This window comes from Chromatiales bacterium 21-64-14, from assembly GCA_002255365.1.
Taxonomy (GTDB): domain Bacteria; phylum Pseudomonadota; class Gammaproteobacteria; order 21-64-14; family 21-64-14; genus 21-64-14.
On record NCBI01000017.1, the window covers coordinates 17,372 to 42,317 of the forward strand.

At 61.2% G+C, this 24,946-nt stretch carries 21 protein-coding genes, 1 other RNA gene and 1 pseudogene; 8 read left to right on the forward strand and 15 right to left on the reverse strand.

The annotated features are described in order from the left end of the window. Window positions 1-49 precede the first annotated feature (49 nt). Complete coding sequence (locus B7Z66_09320; protein OYV76271.1) at window positions 50-550, forward strand: hypothetical protein; 501 nt, start codon at window positions 50-52, stop codon at window positions 548-550. Window positions 551-933: 383 nt separating this feature from the next. On the opposite strand, the gene B7Z66_09325 is transcribed toward B7Z66_09320, so the two are convergent. Together B7Z66_09325 and B7Z66_09330 are read right to left on the reverse strand one after the other, a co-directional pair. Continuing rightward, on the reverse strand, window positions 934-3,714 hold the full coding sequence (locus B7Z66_09325; GenBank protein ID OYV76272.1) for a carbonate dehydratase: 2,781 nt from the start codon (window positions 3,712-3,714) through the stop codon (window positions 934-936). Window positions 3,715-3,828: 114 nt separating this feature from the next. Further along, window positions 3,829-4,305 (reverse strand): hypothetical protein, encoded by a 477-nt coding sequence (locus B7Z66_09330; protein OYV76273.1) that lies wholly within the window; start codon window positions 4,303-4,305, stop codon window positions 3,829-3,831. A 722-nt stretch (window positions 4,306-5,027) separates the two neighbouring features. Here B7Z66_09330 and B7Z66_09335 point away from each other — a divergent pair. Both B7Z66_09335 and B7Z66_09340 read left to right on the forward strand, forming a co-directional pair. Beyond that, entirely contained in the window at window positions 5,028-6,200 is a 1,173-nt protein-coding gene (locus B7Z66_09335) for a hypothetical protein (GenBank protein ID OYV76300.1), read from the forward strand. 263 nt (window positions 6,201-6,463) lie between these two features. Continuing rightward, on the forward strand, window positions 6,464-8,848 hold the full coding sequence (locus B7Z66_09340) for a phosphoketolase (protein ID OYV76274.1): 2,385 nt from the start codon (window positions 6,464-6,466) through the stop codon (window positions 8,846-8,848). A 29-nt stretch (window positions 8,849-8,877) separates the two neighbouring features. Here the strand turns inward: B7Z66_09340 and B7Z66_09345 are convergent, their stop codons facing one another. From B7Z66_09345 to B7Z66_09355, 3 genes are all read right to left on the reverse strand, one after another. Then, the gene (locus tag B7Z66_09345) at window positions 8,878-10,275 is read right to left on the reverse strand and encodes a nitrite reductase, copper-containing (protein ID OYV76301.1); all 1,398 of its coding nucleotides are present in this window, start codon (window positions 10,273-10,275) and stop codon (window positions 8,878-8,880) included. 172 nt (window positions 10,276-10,447) lie between these two features. Next, window positions 10,448-10,915: a hypothetical protein gene (locus tag B7Z66_09350; GenBank protein OYV76302.1), complete on the reverse strand. Its 468-nt coding sequence runs from the start codon at window positions 10,913-10,915 to the stop codon at window positions 10,448-10,450. Window positions 10,916-11,091: 176 nt separating this feature from the next. Beyond that, the gene (locus tag B7Z66_09355) at window positions 11,092-12,726 is read right to left on the reverse strand and encodes a hypothetical protein (GenBank protein ID OYV76275.1); all 1,635 of its coding nucleotides are present in this window, start codon (window positions 12,724-12,726) and stop codon (window positions 11,092-11,094) included. 587 nt (window positions 12,727-13,313) lie between these two features. On the opposite strand from B7Z66_09355, the gene B7Z66_09360 reads away from it, so the two are divergent. Continuing rightward, on the forward strand, window positions 13,314-13,808 hold the full coding sequence (locus tag B7Z66_09360; GenBank protein OYV76276.1) for a hypothetical protein: 495 nt from the start codon (window positions 13,314-13,316) through the stop codon (window positions 13,806-13,808). 87 nt (window positions 13,809-13,895) lie between these two features. Beyond that, window positions 13,896-14,591 (forward strand): hypothetical protein, encoded by a 696-nt coding sequence (locus tag B7Z66_09365; protein OYV76277.1) that lies wholly within the window; start codon window positions 13,896-13,898, stop codon window positions 14,589-14,591. 199 nt (window positions 14,592-14,790) lie between these two features. Here the strand turns inward: B7Z66_09365 and B7Z66_09370 are convergent, their stop codons facing one another. The 8 genes and pseudogenes from B7Z66_09370 to B7Z66_09405 all read right to left on the reverse strand — a co-directional run bounded on the left by B7Z66_09370 (window position 14,791) and on the right by B7Z66_09405 (window position 21,319). Then, a complete protein-coding gene (locus tag B7Z66_09370) occupies window positions 14,791-17,145 on the reverse strand; it encodes a DEAD/DEAH box helicase (protein ID OYV76278.1) in 2,355 nt (784 codons plus the stop codon). Further along, window positions 17,129-17,654 (reverse strand): annotated as a pseudogene (locus B7Z66_09375) (hypothetical protein). The gene B7Z66_09370 and the pseudogene B7Z66_09375 overlap by 17 nt, the downstream one beginning before the upstream one ends. Window positions 17,655-17,665: 11 nt before the next feature. After that, the gene (locus B7Z66_09380) at window positions 17,666-18,712 is read right to left on the reverse strand and encodes a cell filamentation protein Fic (protein ID OYV76303.1); all 1,047 of its coding nucleotides are present in this window, start codon (window positions 18,710-18,712) and stop codon (window positions 17,666-17,668) included. A gap of 160 nt (window positions 18,713-18,872) precedes the next feature. After that, window positions 18,873-19,697, reverse strand: a complete 825-nt coding sequence (locus tag B7Z66_09385; protein OYV76279.1) for a hypothetical protein — start codon at window positions 19,695-19,697, stop codon at window positions 18,873-18,875. A gap of 50 nt (window positions 19,698-19,747) precedes the next feature. Beyond that, window positions 19,748-19,939, reverse strand: coding sequence for a hypothetical protein (locus B7Z66_09390; GenBank protein ID OYV76280.1), 192 nt, complete (start codon window positions 19,937-19,939; stop codon window positions 19,748-19,750). Continuing rightward, the gene (locus B7Z66_09395) at window positions 19,936-20,142 is read right to left on the reverse strand and encodes a hypothetical protein (GenBank protein OYV76281.1); all 207 of its coding nucleotides are present in this window, start codon (window positions 20,140-20,142) and stop codon (window positions 19,936-19,938) included. Before B7Z66_09395 ends, B7Z66_09390 begins: the two co-directional genes overlap by 4 nt. A 221-nt stretch (window positions 20,143-20,363) precedes the next feature. Continuing rightward, window positions 20,364-20,726, reverse strand: a transfer-messenger RNA (tmRNA) gene (gene ssrA, locus B7Z66_09400). Window positions 20,727-20,830: 104 nt separating this feature from the next. Next, on the reverse strand, window positions 20,831-21,319 hold the full coding sequence (locus B7Z66_09405) for an SsrA-binding protein (protein OYV76282.1): 489 nt from the start codon (window positions 21,317-21,319) through the stop codon (window positions 20,831-20,833). Between the two features lie 382 nt (window positions 21,320-21,701). Here B7Z66_09405 and B7Z66_09410 point away from each other — a divergent pair, with 382 nt between their 5' ends. Further along, window positions 21,702-22,139: a ubiquinone-binding protein gene (locus B7Z66_09410; GenBank protein OYV76304.1), complete on the forward strand. Its 438-nt coding sequence runs from the start codon at window positions 21,702-21,704 to the stop codon at window positions 22,137-22,139. Next, entirely contained in the window at window positions 22,126-22,443 is a 318-nt protein-coding gene (locus B7Z66_09415; protein ID OYV76283.1) for an RnfH family protein, read from the forward strand. Before B7Z66_09410 ends, B7Z66_09415 begins: the two co-directional genes overlap by 14 nt. A gap of 388 nt (window positions 22,444-22,831) precedes the next feature. On the opposite strand, the gene B7Z66_09420 is transcribed toward B7Z66_09415, so the two are convergent. Next, window positions 22,832-23,275 carry a hypothetical protein gene (locus tag B7Z66_09420; GenBank protein ID OYV76284.1) on the reverse strand — a complete coding sequence of 148 codons (444 nt, stop codon included), beginning with the start codon at window positions 23,273-23,275 and terminating at the stop codon, window positions 22,832-22,834. A gap of 91 nt (window positions 23,276-23,366) precedes the next feature. Between B7Z66_09420 and B7Z66_09425 the strand changes: the two genes are divergently transcribed. Next, entirely contained in the window at window positions 23,367-23,783 is a 417-nt protein-coding gene (locus tag B7Z66_09425) for a ferric iron uptake transcriptional regulator (protein OYV76305.1), read from the forward strand. A 125-nt stretch (window positions 23,784-23,908) separates the two neighbouring features. Here B7Z66_09425 and B7Z66_09430 read toward each other — a convergent pair whose 3' ends face one another. Beyond that, window positions 23,909-24,892: a LysR family transcriptional regulator gene (locus tag B7Z66_09430; protein ID OYV76285.1), complete on the reverse strand. Its 984-nt coding sequence runs from the start codon at window positions 24,890-24,892 to the stop codon at window positions 23,909-23,911. Window positions 24,893-24,946 lie beyond the last annotated feature (54 nt).

The following is a 24,946-nucleotide window of genomic DNA, read 5'->3' on the forward strand; positions in this document are numbered from 1 at the left end:
GGTAGTTTTCGGGATTCATGGCGATGTTTCCAATACTCGGAGATAGAAGATGAAGAAATTTGGATCAGCATTACTCGTTTCGATGGCGGCTGCCGCCTTTATCCTGCCTGGCGCGAGTCAGGCGGAGGACATGGCCTCCATGGCTGGGATGCATATGGAGAAGGGTTCTCAGGCAGAGGCGTTTCCGTTCGGACACCCGGGGAGCGCCAAGCACGTAGATCGAGTCATCCGGATCACCGCGATGGATTTCAAGTTCGTTCCGAAGACTATTACAGTCAAGGCCGGCCAGACCATAAAATTCGTCGTTGTCAATAAGGGCATGGTGAAGCACGAATTCGTGCTTGGAACCAACGAAGAGCAGAAGGAGCACGAAAAGGAGATGGAAGCGCATCCGAACATGAAGATGGATGACCCCAACGGAATCGCTATCCAAAAAGGCAAGACCGCGTCGCTGATCTGGACCTTCACGAAACCCATGACGGTTCGTTATGCGTGTCATGAGCCAGGCCACTACGCGGCGGGCATGTACGGCGAACTACGCATCGAATAGGGCGGGCGGAATCGGTATTGTGCGAACGCCACGTTTTGGAACGGTGGCGGGATGGGGTGGCTCTCAAGGGGGTGGGTGTCCAGGGCAGGTCATGTTCTGGTCCCCGCTCGGCACACATTCAGTCCCAGGACAAATGATGCTCACGCGAATTCCGGGCGATCAAGCCACAAGTCACAACCATGTTGAGTTGAGCCGCGGGATCCTCGCGCCTTGGTATGTGCGTTCCGTTGCCATTACGCCGTATCCGGTAGCCCGGATGGAGCGCGGCGGAATCGGGGGCTGGCCTTGCAACGCTGCGCAATCGCCGGATTTCGGCCTGCGGCCTGTATCCGGGTTATCCGCGCGGCTAGCGTGGAATCGGGCCAGAATCGGGTTGAGCCCGATTACGGAATGCGATGGAGTGTGGAATTTTCGTGTCGGCGCCAAACGGTTTTTTCTATTTCAACCAGAACGAAAACGCTAGCGCCTATACCGATAACCGGTAGCCAAAGGTGGAAATCGAGCGCGGCGGTTCCGAACAGGCGCTGCGCGGGTGGAAAGTACGTGAACAGTAGCTGGAGACCAATAACCATAAGAGCGGCGAGTAGGGCGGTACGGTTGCCACGCAGTGTGGCGGCAGTAATGCTGGAGGCAACGAGGAAACGACTATTGAACAGGTAAAATATTTCTCCCGACACAAGGGTGTTCACTGCGATTGTACGGGCGGTCTCCAGAGAGGCGCCAACCATGCGTTGCCAGATAAACAGTCCGAACACGCCGACGACCAGGATCATTGACACGAACAGGACGCGCCAAATGAGGAAGCGGGACAGGAGGCGTTCGTCCGTTGGACGTGGCGGATGCCGCATGATTTCTGGTTCGGCCGGTTCGAAGGCGAGGGCTAACGCTAACGTAACGGCGGTTATCATGTTGACCCAAAGGATTTGCACCGGGGTAATGGGTAGCAGGTTCCCGAACGCGATGGCGGTGATCACGATAAAGGCCTGGGCCGCGTTGGTGGGCAGGATGAACAGTATGGCCTTCTTGATGTTCTCGTAGGCGGTACGCCCCTCCTCAACGCCGGCGACGATGGACGCGAAGTTGTCATCAGCCAAGACTAATTCGGCGGCCTCCTTGGCAGCCTCTGTACCCTTGACGCCCATCGCAACGCCGACATCGGCCCGTTTGAGGGCGGGGGCGTCGTTTACCCCGTCCCCGGTCATGGCGCAGACCTGTCCGTCGGCTTGTAGGGCTTCGACCAAACGGAGTTTGTTTTTCGGGCTGGCGCGCGCGAAAATATCTACGTTCCGAGCGGTTTCACGGATCGCTGCGTCGTCGAGCAGGTCCAGTTCGTCTCCGGTGGTTACTTGGTTATCTTGGCCAATCCCAATCTGGCGGCCTATGGCTTCCGCGGTCGCTCGATGATCACCCGTTATCATCTTGATCCGGATTCCTGCGGCCTGACATTTGGCAACCGCGCCTCGCACGTCTTCACGCGGCGGATCGATGAACCCAAACAGGCCGAGCAGGGTCAGCCCGGCCTCGAGATCACGAAATGTGAGGCCGCGGAGGTGGTCCTGGGCGGGGAGAAATGCTACAGCGAGCAAACGTTGTCCGGAAGCGGCCAGGCGCTCGATACAGGCATGCCAATAGGCCGGATGCAGCGGGCGGTCGGTACCGGCATGACGTTCGTGGACGCACATGGACAGTATCTGCTCTGGTGCGCCTTTGAGATAGAGAAAACCGTGCCCGGCGTGATCGTGATGCAGGGTCGCCATGAACCGGTGCGCGGATTCGAATGGAATGACGTCAGTGCGCGGCAACATGGCGTGTTCGTGCACGGGATCTAGTCCGGCTTTACGAGCGGCGGTGATGAGCGCGCCCTCCATCGGGTCTCCGTCTATGTGCCAGCCATCCGGATCTGCTTCGGGATGCGTATTGTCTCTGGTTTTTGTTACGTTATCGTTCGCGTTCACGAGTTCGGCGTCGTTGCACAGCAGTCCGGCACGAAGCAGCTCGCCCAGGTCACCATCATGTTCAGGATCTACTGGGACACCTCCAACACTGAAACTTCCGTTTGGGCGATAGCCAACACCGCTGACGGTTACCGTATCGGCAGCGGTGACCACGCTTTGGACGGTCATCTCGTTGCGTGTGAGCGTTCCTGTCTTGTCCGAACAGATTACAGTGACTGACCCAAGGGTCTCGACCGCGGGAAGGCGTCGGATGATCACGCTACGTCGCGCCATACGTTGGACGCCGACCGCCAAAGTGATGGTGATGACGGCGGGCAGTCCTTCCGGGATCGCGGCCACCGCGAGGGCTACGGCGGCCAGGAACATCTCCTCAAGTGGGTAGTTCCGCAGGAGGCTCCCGACTACGAAGGTGACGATTGCTATGAAAAGTATAGCCAGTGTAAGCACACGCCCGAAGTCTGCGATCTGGCGTAATAGCGGGGTATCAATGGGGCTGACGCTGTCCAGCATTGCGCTGATCTGGCCCAGTTGCGTCCTCGCTCCAGTAGCTACAACGATGCCCTGCCCCTGTCCGGAACGGATCAATGTTCCAGAGTAGGCCAAGTTGTTGCGGTCGCCCAACACAGCCAGTGGATCGACCGGATCGAGGCACTTTTCAGTGGGCATGGACTCGCCGGTGAGGGCAGCCTCCTCGATACGCAGGTCACGCACGTTGAGCAGGCGCAGGTCGGCCGGCACGCGGTCGCCAGATCGCAGGCGAACGACATCTCCGGGCACCAACGACTCGGAAGCGACGTACTGGTAGTGCCCATCGCGCAGTACCGACGCATGGGGCGAGAGCAGGTTGCGGATCGCCTCCATGGCGTGTTCTGCCTTTCCCTCCTGGATAAAACCGATAACCGCATTGATGATGACGACACCAAAAATGACCCCGCTATCCACCCAGTGTCTCAGCCAGACCGTGCTTACGCCAGCAAGCAGGAGTATATATATCAACACATTATGGAACTGCGAGAGCATACGCATCAGTGCGCTGCGACGTGGCGGTGGAGGTAGGCGATTGGGGCCGACGTCCGTCAGGCGTTTGGCGGCTTCGGAGCCGCTGAGTCCGGCGGGACCGCTGGACAGGTGGTGGAACACCTGAGCAGGCGTCGAAGTGTGCCATGCGGGTGACGGTGTGGATGTGGCATGGGTCGATGAGAAAGACATGGACCCTGCTCCCTTAGAAAAATTTCCTGTCGGGGTTAGGTTGGCCCTTTGTTAAAATAGCCACCCCCGACAGGATATATCTCGGGGCGTGTCGGCCAACCGCTGGTCTAGTGTCTAGTTGTTATCGCGGTGTTCGTGACGAGGTCCACGGAGTGTCTGTGTTTCTTCGGCCGCAGCCTGATTCTGCATCATTTGCTCCATCATCATCTGCATCATGTTCATGCGCTTTTCCATCATCTTCTGATGGTCCATGACCTCCATCATTCCGCCCCTTCCCATCATCGATTTCCCACTATGCATTCCGTCCATCATCCCCATCATTTTTTGCATCGCTGCCATGTGTTCGCGGATGAGAACGGCACGCTTGGCGGGGTCCTTGGTGCGATGTATCTCCGCCATCTGTGCACGCATCTTGTGCATTTGTTCGTTCATTTGCATGCCGCTTCCCGGCATTCCAGAATCGCCATTATTGGTGATAGCAGCTGCGTTGGTAGGATTCGCTTTCTGACCTTGGTCATTGCCCGCTGCTAATGCGGTCCCCGCTACCATCATTAACGCGGTGATCATCACTATGGATTTCGTCGCCATCATGAGCTTCTCCTTAGCCGGTTTGTTGGGCGGTCCTTCCTTAGAATCAGGGTTTTAGACGCGTCGTATTTCTCACGCCATTTGTAGTGTAGCAGTTCAACAAGACAGGTCAATTGACCAGGGTCAATGGTCAATGGTCAATGGTCGATGCCGACACAGCATGGAGGACCGTGCTTCGGCGGAATCCCGCTATACTACACTGTGTAAGGATGGTCTGCATGAACGGGCACGTTCACCGTCATGAATCCGTCGCGCTCGCATGCGTCTCCCAAATCGTGCGCATGCTTGACGTCAGTCAGCCACCACAGGCGTAGGGTGGCGTAAACTCATCCAGTCAAGGTGATTGCCCCGTCGTGCGGGGTATGGGTATGCGTTATCGAGCAGGTTTCCAAGTGTCCTCGTTCCACGCATCGATGCTCTCGGTTGGCGCCGTGTCCGTGGGTTCCGATGGGGGTTGGAACGGAGGATGACGGAGTGTTCGAGACGGGCGGGGTCCGGATTGGAACGCGTGGAGGGGAGTTACGGCGGTCTTTCGTGAGGTGGGCTTGCCTCAGCATGGCGCCAATAGAGGTCAATCGCGTGGCGGGTGGTGCCAGTGCGAGCGCGAGCGCAACCCGCCGCAAGAGGAGCATAAGCCGAGCTTGCACGTAATCGTGCAATGGCTGCGGCCGCTTTGTGGGCGATCGTTTCTGCATGCGTTGTTCCATGATGTTCTAGGGGCCTTCTTGAGCGACCTGCGTCATATTCTTTGTGTGAACAGTGGATCCAGCTCACTCAAGCTCTCTGTGTTCCGCTTTGAGGCTGCGCGCGAAGTGCGCGTGTTGAACGCCGAGGCGCATGGTATAGGCGACGTTGGTGGTAGCTTGCGTCTGCGCAGCCAGGACGGTGTCGAGGAGGTTGTGGAGCTCCGCTCTTCCAATTATGGCGAGGCGTTAGCGCAGTTTTTGGCGTCGTTGGAGGGCAACGGACTCCCTCCGCCAGATGCGATCGGCCACCGCCTGGTCCACGGTGGGAAGGCGCATCGAGAGCCCGAGAAGATCACCCCGGCGCTGCTGGGTGAGCTCGAAGCTGTAATTTCGCTTGCGCCGCTGCACCTGCCGCCGGCGTTGGAGGCAATCCACACGTGCTCCAGGTACTTTCCGGGGCATGCGCAGGTAGCGTGTTTCGATACCGGATTCCATCGAAATCTGCCCGCACGGGCACAACGATTGCCGTTGCCCGAGGCGTTGTGGGAGCAGGGTGTGCGACGGTACGGATTTCATGGCCTATCGTACGAGTACATAGTCGCGGAACTCGGCCCTAAAGCGTCAGGAAGACTCGTAGTTGCCCACCTCGGCGGGGGGGCGAGCCTCGCCGCGATTCTCGACGGCCGCTCGCTCGATACGACCATGGGGTTCACGCCGGCGGGTGGGATTATGATGGGCACGCGTTGTGGGGACCTGGATCCCGGGGTTCTGGTCTATTTGTCGCGATGTGGTTACGACAGCGCGCGTATCGAGCGGTTAGTGGAGCGCGAGGCAGGGTTACTGGGTGTTTCGGGGCGCAGCGCTGAGATGGCGGTGTTGTTGGCGCACCGCGAGGCGGACCCCAAGGCCGCCTTGGCCGTCGATCAATTCGCCTACCAGGTACGCAAGCAGATTGGTGCTTTCGCGGCGGTGCTCGGCGGCCTCGATCGGCTGGTATTCACCGGCGGGATTGGCGAAAACGCCGCACCGGTTCGTGCGGCGGCCTGCGCAGGATTGGAATTTCTAGGGGTGCAGTTGGACCCGGACCGTAATAACGTCGGGGCGGAGCGGATTTCCTCGGATGGCGCTGCGTGCGAGGTGCTGGTGATTGCGACGGACGAGGATCGTATGATCGCCCGCCACACCCATGAGATGTTGTTCGGTGCTGGCTGAGAATTCAAGTATGACAATACGTCGTGCTCGGACTGCTTCCCGCCGGTTGCGGGTCCTGGCGGCGCGCCGCGCAGGCCGCGGCCACCGAAAACAGGGCCTGCAGGCGGAACAGTGGGTGCAGTGATTGGTGCAACCGCAAAGTTAAAGGCATGAATTCCTGATAGGATACATCGATTTGTATGTGTGTCGACTTTACGGCGAACTACTGCGCCGCTCGTGGTTCCACGTCGCGGGGGCGATCCAGGATGATCGGGAGGTCAGTGATGACTAAGATAGCTCAGGGATCCAATGCACTTTCGCCGGATGAACTGCGTAAGACGGACGACTACTGGCGCGCGAGCCTGTATCTCTGCGCCGCGATGCTCTATTTGCGCGACAATCCGTTACTCAAGGAGCCGCTCCGGATCGACCACATCAAGAAGCGACTGTTGGGCCACTGGGGATCGGATCCAGCCCAGACCTTGGTATGGGTCCATTTGAACCGGCTTATCAAACGCGATGACCTCGACGTGATTTTTCTTTCCGGACCCGGACACGGCGCACCGTCCATGCTCTCGCATGCGTACCTGGAGGGGACGTATGCGGAATTCTACCCGGACTGCGGTGGGGATGTGGACGGATTGCGCCATTTTCTCAAACAGTTTTCTTTTCCGGGCGGAATTGGTAGTCACTGCACCCCAGAGACCCCCGGATCTATCCATGAGGGTGGGGAGCTTGGCTACAGTCTATCGCACGCCTTCGGCGCCGCATTCGACTGTCCCGACCTGGTCGTGGCCGTGGTGGTTGGGGACGGGGAGGCCGAGACCGGGCCCCTGGCCACCTCATGGCACTCCAACAAATTTCTCAATCCGGCGTGCGACGGTGCCGTGCTGCCGATCCTCAATCTCAATGGGTATAAGATCGCCAATCCCAGTATCTTTGCGCGTATCGGCCGTGACCAACTCGAGAGCCTGTTCAGTGGATACGGTTACCATCCGTACTTCGTGGATGGCGACGATCCCGACACCGTGCATCAGCTCTTAGCACGGACCTTGGAAGACGTGCTCGGCGAGATCCATGCCATTCAAGCGCAAGCGCGTGGCCCGGGTCTGCAGGGGCTGCCGCAGTGGCCGATGATTGTATTACGTACTCCCAAGGGCTGGACTTGCCCGCAAAAAATAGACGGACATAAGTTGGAGGGTTCCTGGCGGGCGCACCAAGTGCCGTTCGCCGTCCACGACAACCCGCTGCATCTCGCGTTGCTTGAGCGCTGGCTGCGTGGTTATGAACCCGAACGCCTTTTCGATTCGAATGGCCGGCTCATTCCGGAACTCAGGGAGCTGGCGCCCACGGGCATGCGACGCATGAGCGCCAATCCGGTGACCAACGGCGGTCTCGTGCGCAAGGCACTGCGACTTCCGGATTTTCGTAACTACGCCGTTGAGGTGACACAGCCGGGAAGGATTCGAATAGAGAACACACGTGTTCTCGGTCGTTTTCTGCGCGACACGATGAGGCAGAACATGAACACGTTTCGCGTGTTCGGGCCGGATGAGACGGCGTCCAACCGGCTTGATGACATCTATGAGGTCACGGGAAAGACCTGGATGGCGGGGATCCTGCCGGAGGACGCTGATGGTGGGCACCTGTCGGCGAATGGGCGGGTCATGGAAATGCTTAGCGAACATACGCTGGAGGGCTGGCTGGAGGGCTATCTCCTCACGGGCCGCCACGGGCTACTCTCCTCCTATGAGGCGTTTATCCATGTGATCGATTCAATGTTCAATCAGCACGCAAAGTGGCTCCAAAAGTGCCTCGATGTGCCGTGGAGAGCGCGCATCTCCTCCCTGAATCTGCTGGTTACCTCGACGGTCTGGCGCCAGGACCACAACGGATTTTCGCACCAAGATCCGGGCTTCCTGGACGTCGTGACGAACAAGAGCCCGCGTGTGACGCGCATTTATCTTCCTCCCGATGCCAACTGCCTACTATCGGTTTCGGATCATTGTTTGCGCAGCACCAATTACGTCAATGTTATTGTCTCGGATAAGCAGTTCCATCTGCAATACCTGTCAATCGATGAGGCAATCACACACTGCACCAAGGGCGTGGGCATATGGGACTGGGCGAGCAGCGACGGCGGAGCGGAACCGGACGTGGTCATGGCCTGCGCCGGGGATGTATCTACGACGGAGTCTCTGGCGGCCACTGCCCTGTTGCGCGCGCATTTCCCGGCTCTTAGGGTGCGCTTCATCAACGTCGTGGATCTGTTCCGCCTGCTGCCGGAAAAGGAACACGAGCACGGACTATCAGATCGGGATTTTGACGGCCTGTTTACGCGTGATAAGCCGGTGGTGTTCAATTTTCACGGTTATCCTTATCTAATCCACAAGCTGGCCTACCGGCGCACCAACTCTCGGAACCTGCACGTACGCGGCTATAAGGAATGCGGCAACATCAATACTCCTATGGAGCTGGCCATCCGTAACCAGATCGATCGGTTCAATCTGGTGATCGATGTAATTAACCGTGTCCCACAGCTCCAAGTCGCAGGGGCACACGTCAAGGAGCAGATGAAGAACCAGATTATCGCCAACCTACTGTTCGCGTCACATGAGGGATATGATCAGCCGGAATTCAGCGACTGGAACTGGCCCTACGAGCGGTGAGCCGATCGTGCCGTGGCCGCTCCGGCGCCTTATGGGTTCGCCCTGTAGATGCGCGGGTCTTCGGGGCCGGTGACGAGCAGGTAACCGGCCAGTCCGAGTTCCATGCGTGACAATGCGTGATCCACCAGGATGTATTTCCCTGGGACCTCGAGGTGGAAATCGGCCATGGTGGCCCCACCGGGCGGAACGGAGACGGTTTGCACCCCGTGGTCCGGCGGCGTTTGGAGCGAACCCCACTCGTAGACGTTATCGAAGATCTCACCGATCATGTGGAACGACGAGGTGAAGTTGGGGCCGCCGACCCCGAAGAAGATCCGCACGGTGTCTCCCACCTTGGCGTGCATCGGGTGATCCTTGGTCAGTGCTCCCACGGTGCCGTTGAAGACGAAATACGTGGGTTGTTCGGCCAGGAGCCGCGCCACATCGAATTCCTGGTGACCATGGAATCCGAACGGGCGCGTGGTGTACAGTTCGCTCTGCATGACGTAGAACTCCCGGCTTACCTTAGGAAGGCCACCGGCCGGTTCGACGACGATTAGGCCGAACATCCCGTTGGCGATGTGTTCCGCCACCATCGGGGTCGCGCAGTGGTAAACGTATACGCCCGGCTTCAACGCCTTGAAGGTGAAACTGCGCTCCTGCCCCGGGGGAACCTGCATGACGGCCGCTCCGCCACCGGGTCCGGTGACCGCGTGCAGGTCGATGGAGTGGATCATACGACTGTCTTTGGCATTCTTCAGATGGAGTTCAACCGTATCGCCGACGCGTACCCGGAGCATGGGACCGGGGACTTTTCCATCGAAGGTCCAGTAGGTGTAGGTCGTGCCGTCGGCAAGCTGGGAGTCGATTTCCCGTGTATCCAGGTTGACCCGTACATGCTTGGCGCCACGCTTTCCGATCGGCGTAGGCAAGTCGGCCGGATCGCGGGAAACATCCGGCAGCTTCGGTGTGGCGGCCGCGGCCCTTTCCTGGCCGACCACGAGCTTGCCTTCCATGCCGGCCTGGCGGTGACCGGGCAGGGTACAGAAGTAGGGAAAGGTTCCTTCGGCATCGGCCTTGAACACGATGGAGGAACTCGCCCCGAGTCCCATGACGTGGTCGGACAGCGCCTTGAATTTCGGTACCGACAGATCGTGTTCGGCGCCGTCGGCATTGACCAGCGTGATCTGAACTATGGCGTTTACCGGCACCCTCAGCGTCGGATTGACCACGCCGTCGATACCCCCCCCAACCCCCACGTAGACCATGCCTTCCTTGCCGATATGGGTTTTCAACGTGTAACTGAGGTCGGGACGGTAGGTGACCGCCCCGGGTTGCTGCTGGGCGCCAGGCGCGGCGCGCAAGAGCGGAGCGACCAACAGGAGCGCGATGACGGCCCATCCGAGCGCCAGGTTGCGGGGATTTGCCACGACGTATTTTGGGGTCATATCCACGGTCGATCCCTCCAGTTCACCTACCAGTGAGGACATGTGCGTATCGTAGGATATTCGATGACATCCGTCCTTGACGCAAGTCAAACTACGCGTGGATAGGGGAGGTGATGACTATGCGATGGGCAAGCGGTGACATCTTGGGGGTGACCGGATAAGGGATGGTGTGCTAGGGCTGGCGACGCCGGGTGCCGAGATAGCGCTGGTATGCCCGGGTCCAGTCGTGCTCGAACGCGGACTGGACGGTACGCAGGGCGACATCCCCGCGACATACGCGCCGGTGCAGCGCGGTCTCCAAGCGGTCTTTGCGATGGGCGTTCCAATGTCCGTAGCGGGGTTCCGGCCATAGATTCCGCGGGTCACGAGGGGCGCCGCCCAACTCCAACGGCACGAGGTGGTCCTCTTCATAGTCCCGCAGGTGTTGATCGCGATAGCCATAGGCACGCAACTGGCGCCGCTTCAGCGCCTCCGTATAGCGTTCTGGTGGACGGATGGTGCGGGTGTAGCCGGGCACACAGATGGTGTGATGGAGATTGACTTGGGTCACCGCCCGGTTGAGGGTCCCAGGGGTGATGTGCGGGTTGGGCAGGCCAGGGTGCGGAGCGGCAGTGCTCACCGGGCTCCAGGCCAGGGAGATGCAGAGAACAACGGCGAGGCGCGCGCCCGTGTATTGCCGGCCGCGTGGCGGTGCCGTCGCGGCGTATCGCAACCCTGCGATCAGAAGAAACGGCCATAAACCAAGCCCGTACCGCGCCGTGCGTGCTAACAGCCTGCGGTCCGTAAGCACGAACCCGTAAAACAAGTTTCGCGAAATCATTGGCCGGTTCTTGTGCCGTGCGGGTCGTCCGGAACAGTGCCCGCATCGCCGAGGCCACGGGCGAGCGCCCCCGCGGCGAGCAACCCGGCGAGTGCCAGTACCGGTATGACGCCATAGCCGAACACGTGGACCAGCGGGCCGGCGGCAAATGTGCCGAGGACGGTTGCCAGGGCTTGGCTTGCGTTGAATAGGCCCATGGCCGCGCCTTCCCCCATCGGCGCGAGCCGTGCGGCCAGATCAGTTCCGGAAACGCTCAGGATCGGCCAGGCGAGCATGATCGCCGCGAACCCGGCGAGACTGAGCCCCGCCTTCGCGCCGGCCGGTACCAAGAACAGCGCCAGCAATAACCCAAAACCCGCCAGCCGCAGCGCCACCCCTGCGAGGTAGACATGCGCCGCGCCGGAACGCGCGGCCCAGCGGCTCGAGAGTATGAACAGCGCGATGCCCACCCCGGCGGCGAGCGCATAGGTCAGCGAAGTCCAGGACGGAGCTACTCCGTAGCTGCTGCGCATCAGGAGCGGGAAATAGGTGAAAAATCCGGCCACGCCCATAGACAGGGCAAACCAAGATCCGAGAAAGCGCCCGAAGGGCGTTCCGAGCAGACCCCGGATCGATCGTAGCGCGGCGAGGTTGATGTGATGGGAATGGTGCAACAACCCGCCGCCTGGGAGATTCGCGCGCGGCACGCCAGCGAGCGCTCGTACGTTTAGGTGCAGGTGCGGATCGCGTTCCCGCCCGGCACGCCGTTCCCGGGCTATCGGCAGCCCGCGCCCGCCGAGATACAGGGCCGGGGCGAGCAGCAGCGCTGCTACCCACAGCCCCGCCGCGTAGTGCCCATGGGAGAATACGCCGGCGAGCAACAATCCAACCACCTGACCGGCGCCGTTAAAGCTTTGCAGCCAGCCGATGCGCGGTTCCCACTCAGTGCGTGGCGCGAAATCGAGCACGAATAGACTCGCCACGGTCGCCGCGGCCGCTGTTCCAGCGCCGATTACAAATGCCAGCACCATCCACGGCCCCGCGCTGGCGACCAACGGCATGACGATGAGGCCGGACAGCACTGCGACGAAGCCTCCGAAGAAAACCCCCCGGTAGAGTCGACCCCGCTCGGCCAACAGGCCCCACGCCGGGGAAGTCAGCAGCCCGAGATTGAAAACACCCATTACATAGGCGACCGTGCTGAGTTTGTGAGAGACCGCCACAATCATCAGTGGTAACAATATGGGTACGAGTCCCGCAGTGACCGCGCCGAGCAACAGATACGCGAGGTACCACGGCTCCATGTAGCGGCCGGGTGCGCGCAGCGTCTCGCGGAGTAAGGCGATACGGTCGTGATGGACGGCAAGTCCGTCGGTGGCGGCTTCCTGATCGGGCATATTGTGGTTCTCCTGCGACGGCACTCGCGAAACGGTGTGGATTTTACTGGGCGGCGGTGGGAAACCGGCGGAGATTATTCTGAGTCTGCGAAATCCCCTCAAACAGTTCCCGCATCGATCAAGACAAACAGCGGTGTGGACGGCTGCTGCATGGCCATGGACTTTATGGTGGCGAGCTACCGTCCTGTCCGGCGCGAATTTCAAGGATAGCACTGGTGGCCCGTGTGTGCAGTGCAATAATGCTGGGTGTGTCATCCGCCGGCCAGTGCGCGCCACAACGGCTGCGCCTGGCGGAGGTGAGGATGTTGACGGTAGCTGGGTTTATGTCCGAGTCGCGCGGTCGACCACGCCCGTGCGGTGCATCTGGCGTTGGGTGGGCCGACGATCCATGCCGTGGCGCCTGCGGATCTCAACCAGCACTGATCGATATATGTGAGATCGCGGACCTCTTCCAGCGCTCGGCGTGGGACGCGAGGACACGCTGTTTCGGGCTTGGTCCATGGCTTCCCCATGGCCATTGTGCCGTTCGCCGTAGCCGGTATCGAACGCAGCGGAATCCAGGGACTGGGCTTCCAGCGCGGCGCAATCCGCGAATTCTGGCCTGCGGCCGGTATCCAGGCTACCCAAGAGCCAGACCTTGAAACCGTCCAAAACGGGGTTGAGATCGGGTATGGACGCCACGGAACGCGCGGATGGGCACGGCTTTTTCCACGAGTTCCGTGACCGTTTTTTCCACGCTTCGGCCACCGAGTAAATGCCATTCGGGCTAGACTGACGTCTTTGGAATTGGTCCGGACTGGTTTTATTCCACCCACGAGTAACAGCGAGGCGAGGGTTTTCTCATGCGATTTGTACGATTCCCGAACCCATATCAACACAAGCACTCGAAAGTTCGCAACGTCAACGAGGTGCTCGAGCAACGTTCGACCTTTGGCCAACGCACCGCTGATCGCGTAGCCGCGGTGATGGGCTCCTGGAATTTCATCATCGTGCAATCGGTCCTGTTGACGGCATGGATCATTTTGAATGTTACGGCATACCTGAACCACTGGGATCCGTACCCGTTCATCCTGATGAATCTCGTGCTTTCAATGCAGGCCGCGTATGCCGCCCCGATCATCATGATGAGCCAGAATCGCCAGGCGCAACGGGATCGCGTAGAGGCGCAGAACGACTATCAGGTCAACATAAAATCCGAGGAGGAGATTCGGGCGGTCCTGGACCATCTGGCCGCGCAGGACCAGGCATTGGCACAGATGCAGAAATTTCTGGTGGACCATTTCAATTCCGGGCAGTACGACCCGCTATCGCAAAATGGGGACGGAGGGAATATTTAGTGCTCAATGACGCCGTTGGCCGGGCTTGACCGGCAGTGCTTCGAATTGTGAAGATGGCGTTTTGATCCGGCGGAGCAAAGGATTGCCATGCCGAGGCGTGTGCGGATGTACATCGCCGGGCTGCCCTATCACGTTGTCCAGCGCGGCAATAATCGGGGGGCGTGTTTCCAGGGGCCGGACGACTATCGGGCCTACCTCGATCTGTGGCGGCGGATGGCGAGGCGTTACGGTGTGGCGGTCCACGCCTACTGTCTGATGACCAACCACGTGCATTTTCTCGTCACGCCGACGGTGGAGGACGCGGTCTCGCGTGCCATGAAGGTCGTGGGCAGCTGTTATGCGCGTTACGTCAATCTCCGTTACCGGCGTACGGGGACGCTGTGGGAGGGGCGCCATCGCTCGAGCCTGGTCGACTCGGAACGCTATCTGCTCTGTTGCTACCGGTACATCGAACTGAATCCTGTGCGCGCCGGTATGGTCCGCCGCCCCGGCGAATATCGGTGGTCGAGCTATGGATTCAATGCCTGGGGCGAGGGAGATTGGCTGGAGCCGCACGAGGTGTACGGACGGCTGGGTGGGACCGCAGACCTGAGGCGCCATGCGTATCGGGCCCTGTTTGAGCGCCCGCTGAGGCAAGCGGACCTGGACCTGATCCGCAAGGCCGCACATTACTGCCAACCGGTCGGAGACGATCGGTTTCAGCTGCGGATTGCGCATCGGTACGGAATCACGGCCGGGCAGATGCGCCGGGGACGGCCGAGGAAGCAGCCCCGGGCTGGTTAATAATTATTCCCTCCGTCCCCTTTTCCCCTTTTCGCGCCCTCAACAACACGCGGGAACCGGCGCGATCAGGCAAGAAAAAACCCCAACCGAGAACGGTTGGGGTTTCTATATTGGCGGCGGATGGTTGACCGCAGAACTGGGTCCTCGGTCAGTCGTTTCGGACCGGTGCAAGCGCCTGCGGAATGTCGCAAAGACCGGTTCATGAACCGCCCGCTTCCGCAGCGATCCGGTAGCCCATTGCCCGGTACCCGCGCTGGCGCTTGTCCCACATTCGGAGCAATGCCGGGTGGCCGGTGTCGACGAAATCGATGATCCGAACCCCGGTCTTGGATGCGTGCTCCCGGTGCAGGCGGCCGGCGTACTGCTGCAGCGTTCCCTTCCAGGAAACCGGCATCGCCAGTACCAGGGTATCGAGAGGGGGATGGTCGAAACCCTCACCGACCAGCTTTCCAGTCGCCAGAAGGATGCGCGGCGCTTCGGGCGGTAAGGCGTCCAGCTGAGCAATGAGGGCGCCTCGCTGCTTCTTCGACATTCGGCCGTGTAACACCAACGGGCCCGGCTCATGCCCATTCAGCGCAGCGCGAATGGCGTCGAGATGCTCGGTCCGCTCGGTCAGCACCAGAACCTTGCGGCCCTGTGCGAAAGCGCCCTGAATTTCTGCTGCGATCGCGCTGGTACGGTCCTGATCGTTGGCCAGGTGACGGAACACATCCTGAATTCCGGCTTCGGATGGCAGATCGATCCGTGCGAAGCGTGACCGTGGCACGACCTCCAAATCCCGGGGAGCACCGGCGGGTGTGGCCGCCGTGTGGCGGATCGGCCCGCACTGCATGAAGATAATCGGCTGCTGACCGTCGCGACGGATCGGCGTCGCCGTCAGGCCGAGCACGTATTTCGCCCTGGTTCTCTTCAGGATGGCGTCGAAGGACACGGCACCAACGTGATGGCACTCGTCGACGATCACCTGCCCGTAGTCCTCAACCAGCGGGTTCACCTCGCCCTGGCGGGACAAGGACTGCATCACCGCGATATCGATCCTGCCGGTAGGCCTGGCCTTGCCGCCGCCGATGGTGCCGACAACCCCCTTGCCGACGCCAAGAAAGGCCTGCAGGCGTTCCTGCCATTGCTTGAGTAGTTCGGTGCGATGCACAAGAACCAAAGTGTTCACTCCCCGCCGCGCAATCATTGCAGCGGCCGTCACCGTCTTGCCGAATGCGGTCGGCGCGCAGAGCACGCCGGCATCGTGTTGCAGCATCGCCGCGACTGCCGTCTCCTGGTCAATGCGGAGGGTGCCGACGAAGGCGACGTCCAGAGGTGCACCGGCGAAACGCTCGTCCTTCAGATCACAGGCGATGTCGTTGTCACGGAGCAATGACAGGGCAGCGTCCAGGCAGCCGCGAGGCAGTGCGATGTGCTGAGGGTAGTTCTCAGCGCAGCCGATGACGCGCGGTTTGTCCCACACCGACATCCGCATCGCCTGGGCCTTGTAGAACTCGGGATTCTGGAAGGCCGCCAGGCGGATCAGGCGGTTGGCCAGCGCCTGCGGCAACTGGGCTTTTCCGAAGTAGATCAGGTTGGCCAGCGTCACGGTCAGCGAACTTGGCATTCTTCCGGCCAACTTCCGGGGCGAAGTGCTCTCGCACTTCCAAGGCGTCGCCAAGTCTTCGTCGTCGATAAAGGTAACGTCCAATGGATGGACGCCACCGGTGGCCCGCAGGATGGTCGGTCCGATATCGACTGCTGACATCGACTGGATGGAAGCCAGGAAGGCCCATTGATCCGCATATGGGCACAGATCAGCATCGACGAATACGCTGAAACCCATCTCCCTCGACGCCTTTTGCAGCGGTAAGGCAATCAGGTTGCCGAAGCCGCCCTTGGGCATCGTGTCCTGGTTGGGGAACAACCGGTCGTAGGAGGCGAGTTGGAGCTGCCGCGTGCGTGTGCAGGTATGGCTGATGATGGCCGTGCCTAGCCGCCGCGCATCACTGGCCGAGACACGGCCGGCGAAGAACACCCAAGCGTGTGCGCCTTTCCCGGAGCGAGAAATTTCCAGCGCGGTCGGTACACCGAGCTCATCGCAGGACTGCATGAACGCTCGCGCATCTTCTCGCCATTCGGCCTCGTCGAAATCGACGGCCAGGAAGTAGCAGCTGTCGTCCTCCATCAGCGGATAGACGCCGACCGTATGCTCACCGGCCAGATGGTTGTAGATCACCGCGTCCGACAGCGGGGTCAGAAGGCGATTGCTGCAATCACCGCACTTGATGCGCGGCTTCTCGCACAAGCCAGCGCGCCACTCATTCGCGCAGGCCGGCGCGTAGCCCGATTTGCCGGTGGTCTTGCTTTCCCAACGGACGGGGTAGACGTCGGTGCGACCACGGAACAGTCGGCGAAACAGTGCAACCTTTTCTTCGGTGGACAGCCGGGACGGCTCCGGTTGCGGAGTCGCCGCCTTTGACGACGGACGCCACTCCATTCCGTGCGATTCGAGCAACGCGATCAAGCGCGTGTTCTCGGCTCGCAGTGCAGTCAGTTCATCGCGATCTGTCATCAAATTCGAACTCTGCAAGGAGATCGTTCATGTCGTCGCCGACGCCATAGCCGAAGTTGTGGCTGATGTGGCGCACGGAATCCAGGCGCGCCATCAATGCGGGTTTGCAATCTTCAGGCAGCGCATCGATGGTCTTCATGGCCTTCCTGAACATCTGGACCAGCGCAGCAAAGTAACCCTCGTCCTGCAAGCCGACATCATTGCTGAAGCCGGCTGCGCACTCGCAGTAGAACACCATGAGTTCAGCCAACCCTTCCGGCTGGCCAATGGCCTTCTTGGCCTTGGCCACCGAGGTGTCCTGGTTCTTGAACACATCCGGCCAGAGCCAGCGATCTATCGTGGCCTTGTACGGCTTCAGCACGTCGTCGCCCAGCTCGAAGCGCGCGTGAAGAAGGGCTTGTGTCCTTGCTGGCTGCGTACAGGTCCTGCACCAGACCGATCAGGCCAGCACGATCGAAGTCGCCCAGCTTGGTTTTGACGTCGCTCCAACCGGGCGCGCGCTTCTTCATGGCCATCGGACCTATTTCTTATCGTTGTCTGGTTGGCTGGCCGCGTCGATTTGCTTGATAAGCTGGTCAAAGTCGCTCTCGAACAGCCGGTCCTGCACGATGCGATATATTTCGAATTCGCTTTCGGCGTGGGCCTTGGCGATTTCCGCCGTGACCTTGCCGGCGTCCTGCAACACTTCCCGGTCGGTGGCCTCAATGAAACGGTTCAGACGGGATTCCCAATCCTGCATGGTCATCGGGATCTTGCGCTGTGCCATGTCCTCGGCCACGTCCAGATAGGCGTTCACCAGGCGGGAGAGTTGCGCCATTTCGTGCTCGGTGAGGTAGTTCTTGGCCACCACCACATCGAATTTCTGGATCTTGCCGCTGGGCGCATCCTTCCAGGTGGTCAACCCCATGTGGTCTTTGCCGGCATCTGCACGCTGGTAGATGGCCTCGGCCGCGGTCTGGCCGTGAATGGCCCAATGCAGCTTGTTTTGCACGGTGGCGAAAAAGCGCTTGGTGGCCTGCGCCGTCACGTCGTAGTCGACCGCCGTGGCGTAGATGTCGGTGATCTTTTGGTAGAACTTGCGCTCCGAGAGGCGGATCTCGCGGATGCGCTGCAACTGCTCTTCGAAATACTGCTCGGTGAGGATGGAGCCGCCCGCCTTGATGCGCTCATCGTCCATCACGTAGGCCTTGATGGTGAACTGCTCGATGACGCCCGTGGCCCACTTGCGGAACTGCACCGCGCGCTCGGAGTTGACCTTGTAGCCCACGGCGATGATGGCGGGGAGCTTGTAGTGCAGGGTGTTGTAGTTCTTGCCGTCGGAGGCAGTTATCCGGAATTTCCGGATAACTGAATCTTCCTGCAGCTCGCTGTCGACAAAGATCTTTTTCAGGTGCTCATTCACTGTGCGCACGTTCACGTCGTAGAGCACCCCCATCATCTTCTGGGTCAGCCAGATGCTCTCGTCGGCATAGGCGGCCTCAACGCCACCGCCACCGGTGGCAGCCACAAAGGTCAGGTACTCGGCTGCCGAGGAGCGGACCAGGGACACCTCTTTTTTCTCCGGGATTTGCGGTGGCTTTCTCTTGCTCATTTCCACTCCCACTCTTTGCTGCTCCGGGCGATATCGTCGTCGCGTGTCTCGATGCCCTGCACGCCGCTGGGACAGATGAAGGTCAGGAGTTCCGCGCTGCTGATGCGGATGGGTTTATTGGTGCCGGCGATCATGGCTACTGCCGCTTCCGCATCACGTACTGTTTGTCTGGCCAGGCGAACTGGAGGAACTCTTTCATGGTTGGCACCTCGGCCGCACCGGATTGAGCGGCGTGATTGACCGCCCGCGCGCTGTCACAAAGCGAGGCGATGACATCGCGCAACGCGGCGATCAGGGTGACCAGTGCGTAGATGGCGTACTTGGCGGCGGTATCCAGTTCCGAGGCTCGGACATGCAGCGGTGCTACATCCATCCGTTGCTGGTTGAGATCACTCATCAGACTGACTGCAGCATCGCCAAACGCAATGCTCGTGACGCGACCGTTCATCTGCGCACGTTCGCGCTCCCGGGGCGTAGCCTGGGTGCGCATGATCTGGCTCGCAATCTCGCCCCACCGGGCGATGGGGTCGACCATCGCCTGATGCCTGTGGCCGGTAAGCTTGTTGATGTTGGAATAGCGCCCACCGGGGTGAGCGAAATCGTCAAGGAAACCCAGGATCACGATCGGCAATGAATCGGATTGAAATCCATCCAGTGCGGTTACGCCGCGCGCGGCGCAGACGGCCTTTGCGGCGTCGAAGATGGCGCGAAGCTTGTGCCCGTACTCCTCGACGGTTTTGCTGTCGGGAGGAACCAGCTGATTGTGCGCCATATGGTCGAGGATCAAGACCAGCTTCAACACCCGCTCAAAACCAATCGATAGTTCGAAAAAAGCCGAATAGAAAAGACCTTTCTTGTCGCCTAAATTGGCGCAACGCAGGGCCGTCAGGCCATTGCAGAGGCAGGCCTGCGCCAGCAGCCCCTCCTGTTCCAAGAGGTACCATGTCGGGCTGAAACGCATTAAGCGCCCTCCCTTTCGTTGCGCATCGCTGAGCCGAGGCCCATACGCAATTAACTCATCAGCCCGAAATACCGCTCAAAGAAGGCGGCCAGCTTGTCCAGCAGCGTCTGCTTCTTTCGCCCGTGGCCGTTGTCCTTCGAGAATCGTGAAACAGGCGGCGATACCTTCGTGATGGCGGTGCCGGCGGTCGGGAAGGCGCCGTCACGGAAGGCGTTATCGATGAACGCTGAGATGGGAATCAAGGGGTCAGAGTATCAGAGTACTTGAAATAAACTTTCATCCACTGACCGAGGAACACCCATGTTTGGTGCGCGGTGAGCGGGCGCAGATCCCCGAGGATCTTCACCACCTGCGGGGCGAGCGGCACCAGGTGCTCGGTGCGGGTCTTGCTGGCGGTGTAACGCCACTTCCCGCCGTCCAGGTCCACATCGGCCCAGCGCATCATCCTGAGTTCCCCCGGGCGGGCGAACAGATACGGCGCGACCTTGAGCGCTGCGCGTACTGTCGGCTCTCCAGTTGCCCGTATTCTTACCCGTGGATTACTGTGATGCAAGGGTGGGGTGTGGTGTGCCGAACGGAGCGCCGCGCGCCCTTTTCGCCCCGGTAGGTGGCCATCCGTGGCCGTCCCGAAAAAAAACGGCCCTGACGAGGCGTCAGGGCCGGTAGTGGTGGAGGCGGCGGGAATCGAACCCGCGTCCGTAAGTTCTCCGCCTTTGGCTCTACATGCTTATCCCAGTCTTTGGATTTAACCGCCAGCCACCCGACGGGCAGGGCATGTCGACGGCGATCCCAGTGTGGATTTAGCGGATTCGCCCCGGGAGAGCGTCACCGCGATCCTATGAGAGATGACGCCGGAGATCTGGACGCACAGGCACGGCTCCAGTCCGACGGCACCCTACCGGGTATTAAGCGGCGAGTGCGTAGTTGTCGTCGTTGGCAACTATCGTTTGCAGATGGATTTACGAGGGAACCTGCATCCTCGGCATGCACCTCCGGTTTCGCAACCCACGTCGAATCCAGGTCGCCCCCAGAACTGCCATAGTATAGCGCAGCGGAATCGCCCGCTCCACGGGAGATTGGCGGCTGGGGCCGCGGGTTCTTCAATAGGATGGGTGCGCCCGCGCCGATTGCCTTCAGCCGTGGCGCATGATGCGCTGTTTCTCCCGATCCCAGTCGCGCTCCTTCTCGGTGGCGCGCTTGTCGTGGGCCTTCTTGCCCTTGGCCAGGGCGACCTCGAGCTTGGCGCGGCCCCGTTTCCAGTACAGGGCCAGCGGGATCAGGGTGTAGCCGCGGCGTTCCACGGCGCCGATCAGCTTGCTGAGTTCGCGCGCGTGGAGCAGCAGCTTGCGGGTGCGGGTGGGGTCGGGCTGCACATGGGTGGAGGCGCTGGTCAGGGGTGAAATATGGGCCCCAAACAGCCACGCTTCCTCGTCCTTGACTAGGACGTAGCTCTCCTTGAGCTGTACCCGGCCGGCGCGCATGCTTTTCACCTCCCAGCCCTGCAATACCAAGCCCGCCTCGAAGCGTTCCTCGAGGCTGTAGTCGTGGCGCGCTTTCTTGTTGAGGGCGATGGTCCGGTTGCCGTCTCCGGAGGTCCCCTTATTGTCCTTGTTCTTGGCCATTGCGCCAGTATACCAGGAGCGGCGCGCTGGCCCGCCGGCCCCGGCGGCCTTCGGTTGAGCCTGCCGGGCAATTCGCCCAAAATGGCCGGGATCCGGATTCGGACCGGGAAGCGCAACGGGGAATTGATTTCGTCAGATCGGACGTTATGCTGCCACCGGACCGCTTGTATCTCAGTCGGTTCGCGGTGCGGGTCATGGGCGGACAGTCCACCATGGCGTGCTCGCCCGGGGCGCGAGTCCACGCCCCGGTTTCCGTGCACGGCGTCTGCTGGTACGGTATGAGGCGCCGAGCGTCATCGGCTTGGTCTCCCGGTTCAGGGTGAAGGCCGCGCCGGGGATCGGTTCGGGCACGGCACGGATTCAGACTCGAGGTGGAAAGACGGTGACGAGTATCAGCAGGAGCGCGGTGGTACCTTATTCCACCGCAGAAATGTTCGCTTTGGTCAACGGGTTCGAGGCCTATCCGGAATTTCTTCCCTGGTGCCGCTCGGCCCGGGTCTTATATGAGAAGAACGACGAGGTACGGGCCACTCTGGAGTTGGCTTGGCACGGCATCCAGAAGTCCTTCACCACCTGCAACCGGCTGCAGCGCGACAAGATGATCGAGATCCGGCTGGTGGAGGGTCCGTTCCGGCGTCTGGATGGGTTCTGGCGCTTCCATCCGTTGGGGGAGCAGGCGAGCAAGGTCTCCTTGGATATGCAGTTCGAGTTTGCCAACCGCATCCTGAGCATGGCCATTGGCCCGGTGTTCAGCCAGATCACCAACAGCCTTGTGGATGCTTTTACGCGACGCGCGGTGGAGGTGTATGGGAAACGCTGAGGCGCTGCGGGTGGAGGTGACCTATGCCCGGCCCGACCGGCAGGTGTTGATGGTCTTGCAGCTCCCGCCGGGTGCTACCCTGGAGCAGGCGATCCGCCGTTGTGGGGTACTCACACAGTTTCCCGAGATCGACCTGAAAGTAAATCCGGTGGGGGTGTTCGGCCGCCGCCGGACCTTGGACGCGGTGCTTCGCGATGGGGACCGGGTGGAGATCTATCGCCCGCTGGTGGTGGATCCCAAAGAGGCGCGGCGGCGGCGGGCCGCGCAGGGCAAGCGCGGGGCCGAGGGGCAGGACGCCGAATGAGGGCCGCGTGCCGTGTGCGCGGGCCGTGCCCGTAGTGAACGGGGCTCACGCGGTCCGTCCGGGGTAGCCCAGGCGAGTGGAAAGACGCGGTTCGTGTGTCCCGGCACGGCGGGGTATCGTACCGGTTCGCGGTCCGTGACTAACGCCAGAACCACGGCAATGGGGTTCGCTTCCAGGCGGCGCGATCCCGGCTGCGAACCGCGCCATCCGGCGCAACCATTCATGAATATCCCGGTGCTCGGGTGGTGAGCGCGGCGGCGTTAGATTGGCCCGCGAGGTTCCAGCGAGTGCGTCGGATGACGTGTGCGATCCGCCTCCAACGATTGGGACCGTCCTGGATTTCCCGGTTTCTCTCTGTCGAGTGCGCCGTTCGGCGGGCTCCGAGGACTTACCCCTTCTGGCGTATCCACAACCAGAATTTCACCAGGAGCCCCCTGTGAACCACGGTCTTGGGGGGTACCTCCACCATGACCTCGCGCCGCGGGGCCGGCGCCGCATGGGGTTGGGGCCGCAGATTTCCTTCGACCTTGGCCAGCAGTCCGTTATGGAAAAACACGGTTACCCGGGATTCGTCCATTTTCCCGTTCGGGTGTTTGTTCATGTAGACGTAATCCCAGCGGTCCGCCTGGAACGGGTCCAGTGTCAGGGAAGTGCCGAGGATGAACCGCACCTGGGCGTGCGTCATCCCCGGTTTCAGCTGGTTGACCATGCGCTGGGTGACGATATTGCCCTGGGGGATGTCGATCCTATGGACCCACGGGATGCGGTCGATGGAGCAGGCCGTCAGCGCGAGGCTTGCGCAGAGTAGGATAGAAATGAGAAGCTTTTGCATCTGATGGCCATTGCTGCTGGATCTGGCGCCCGATCATAGCGGAACCGGCCCGGCTTTTCACGATAGCAGGCAGGACAGGGTGGTACGGATCATGGAATCCCAGGACATCAAGAAGGCCGGGCTCAAGGTGACCCTTCCCCGGGTCAAGATCCTGGAGATCCTGGAGCGCGGCGAGGCTCGCCACGTCACGGCGGAGGATGTATACAAACTGCTCCTGGAGGATGGGGACGAGATCGGGTTGGCCACGGTGTACCGGGTGCTGACCCAGTTCGAGACTGCGGGCCTGGTGTCGCGCCATCACTTCGAAGGCGGGCACTCAGTATTCGAACTCAACCAGGGAGCCCACCACGACCACATCCTGTGCGTACGTTGCGGGCGCGTGGACGAGTTCGTGGATGAGGTCATCGAGTCCCGCCAGCGGACGATCGCCGAGAAGCAGGGCTACGACATGACCGATCATTGCCTCTATATCTATGGCATCTGCCGGCGCTGCCAGGATGCCGGCTGAACCACGGGTAAGCCGCGCTGCGGACCCGCCGCTCCTAGCGCGTATCGTTGCGGACCTCTGACCCGTCGCCCTGCCCACGGCCTGCGTGCGACGCGGGCGCGGCGCCGGCGCGGCGCCGGCTTTGATCAGCGTGCTCGGGCCTTCTTTCCAGGCCGCGCGTCGGCCTTGGCGCTTCCCCTGCGCTGGGGATCGGCGATCGGGCTGGTGCAGCTGAGTTGGCAGGCGGCGATCGCCCCGCGCAGCGCGTCGATGACCTTCGGACGCGGGAATGTGGTGCGCCACGCCAGGGCCACGTCGCGGCTTGGCGTTTTGCCCGCGAAGCGCCGTATCGCCAGCAGGCGGCGTGCGTAGCGGTCGGCACCGGCGGCGGAGCACGGCAGCACGGTGATGCCGATTCCGGATACCACCATGTGCCGGATGGTCTCCAGGGAACTGCCCTCCACCGCGCGGGCCTCGCCGCCATCTCCGCGGGGTGCGCAGGCCGGACAGGCCTCGATGACCTGATCCCGGAAGCAGTGTCCTGCGCCCAGCAGTAGCATGGTCTCGTGCTTCAGGTCCGCCGCGCGGATGGAAGAACGTTCGATCAGCGGGTGGGATGCCGGCATCAGGACCACGAAGGGCTCCCGGTACAGGGGCAGGGTCAGGATGCCGGGGGCCGCAAACGGCAGCGAGATCACGATCACGTCGAGTTGTCCCTGCTTGAGTTTCTCCACCAGGATCGCGGTGAAGTTCTCCTCCACGATGAGGGGCATGGATGGCGTGCGCCGCCGCAGGATCGGGATCAGGGCCGGAAACAGATAGGGGCCGACGGTGTAGATGGCCCCTATGCGCAGTTGGCCGTCGAGTTGATCGCCCCCGGTCTGCGCCACCTGCTTGACCGCATCGGCCTCTTCCAGGGCGCGCTGAGCCTGGGCTATCACCCGCTCGCCGATGGGGGTCAAAGACACTTCGCCGGCACCCCGTTCGAAGATCGACACCCCCAGGTCGGCCTCTAGCTTGCGCACCGCCACGCTGAGGGTTGGCTGGCTGACGAAGCAGCGCTCGGCGGCGCGCCCGAAATGGCGCTCGTGGGCCAAGGCCACGATGTAGCGGAGTTCGGTCAACGTCACGAATGCGCCTCCTGGCACGATCCCACGACCTGGTCCCGAGCCTTGTATAGTTTA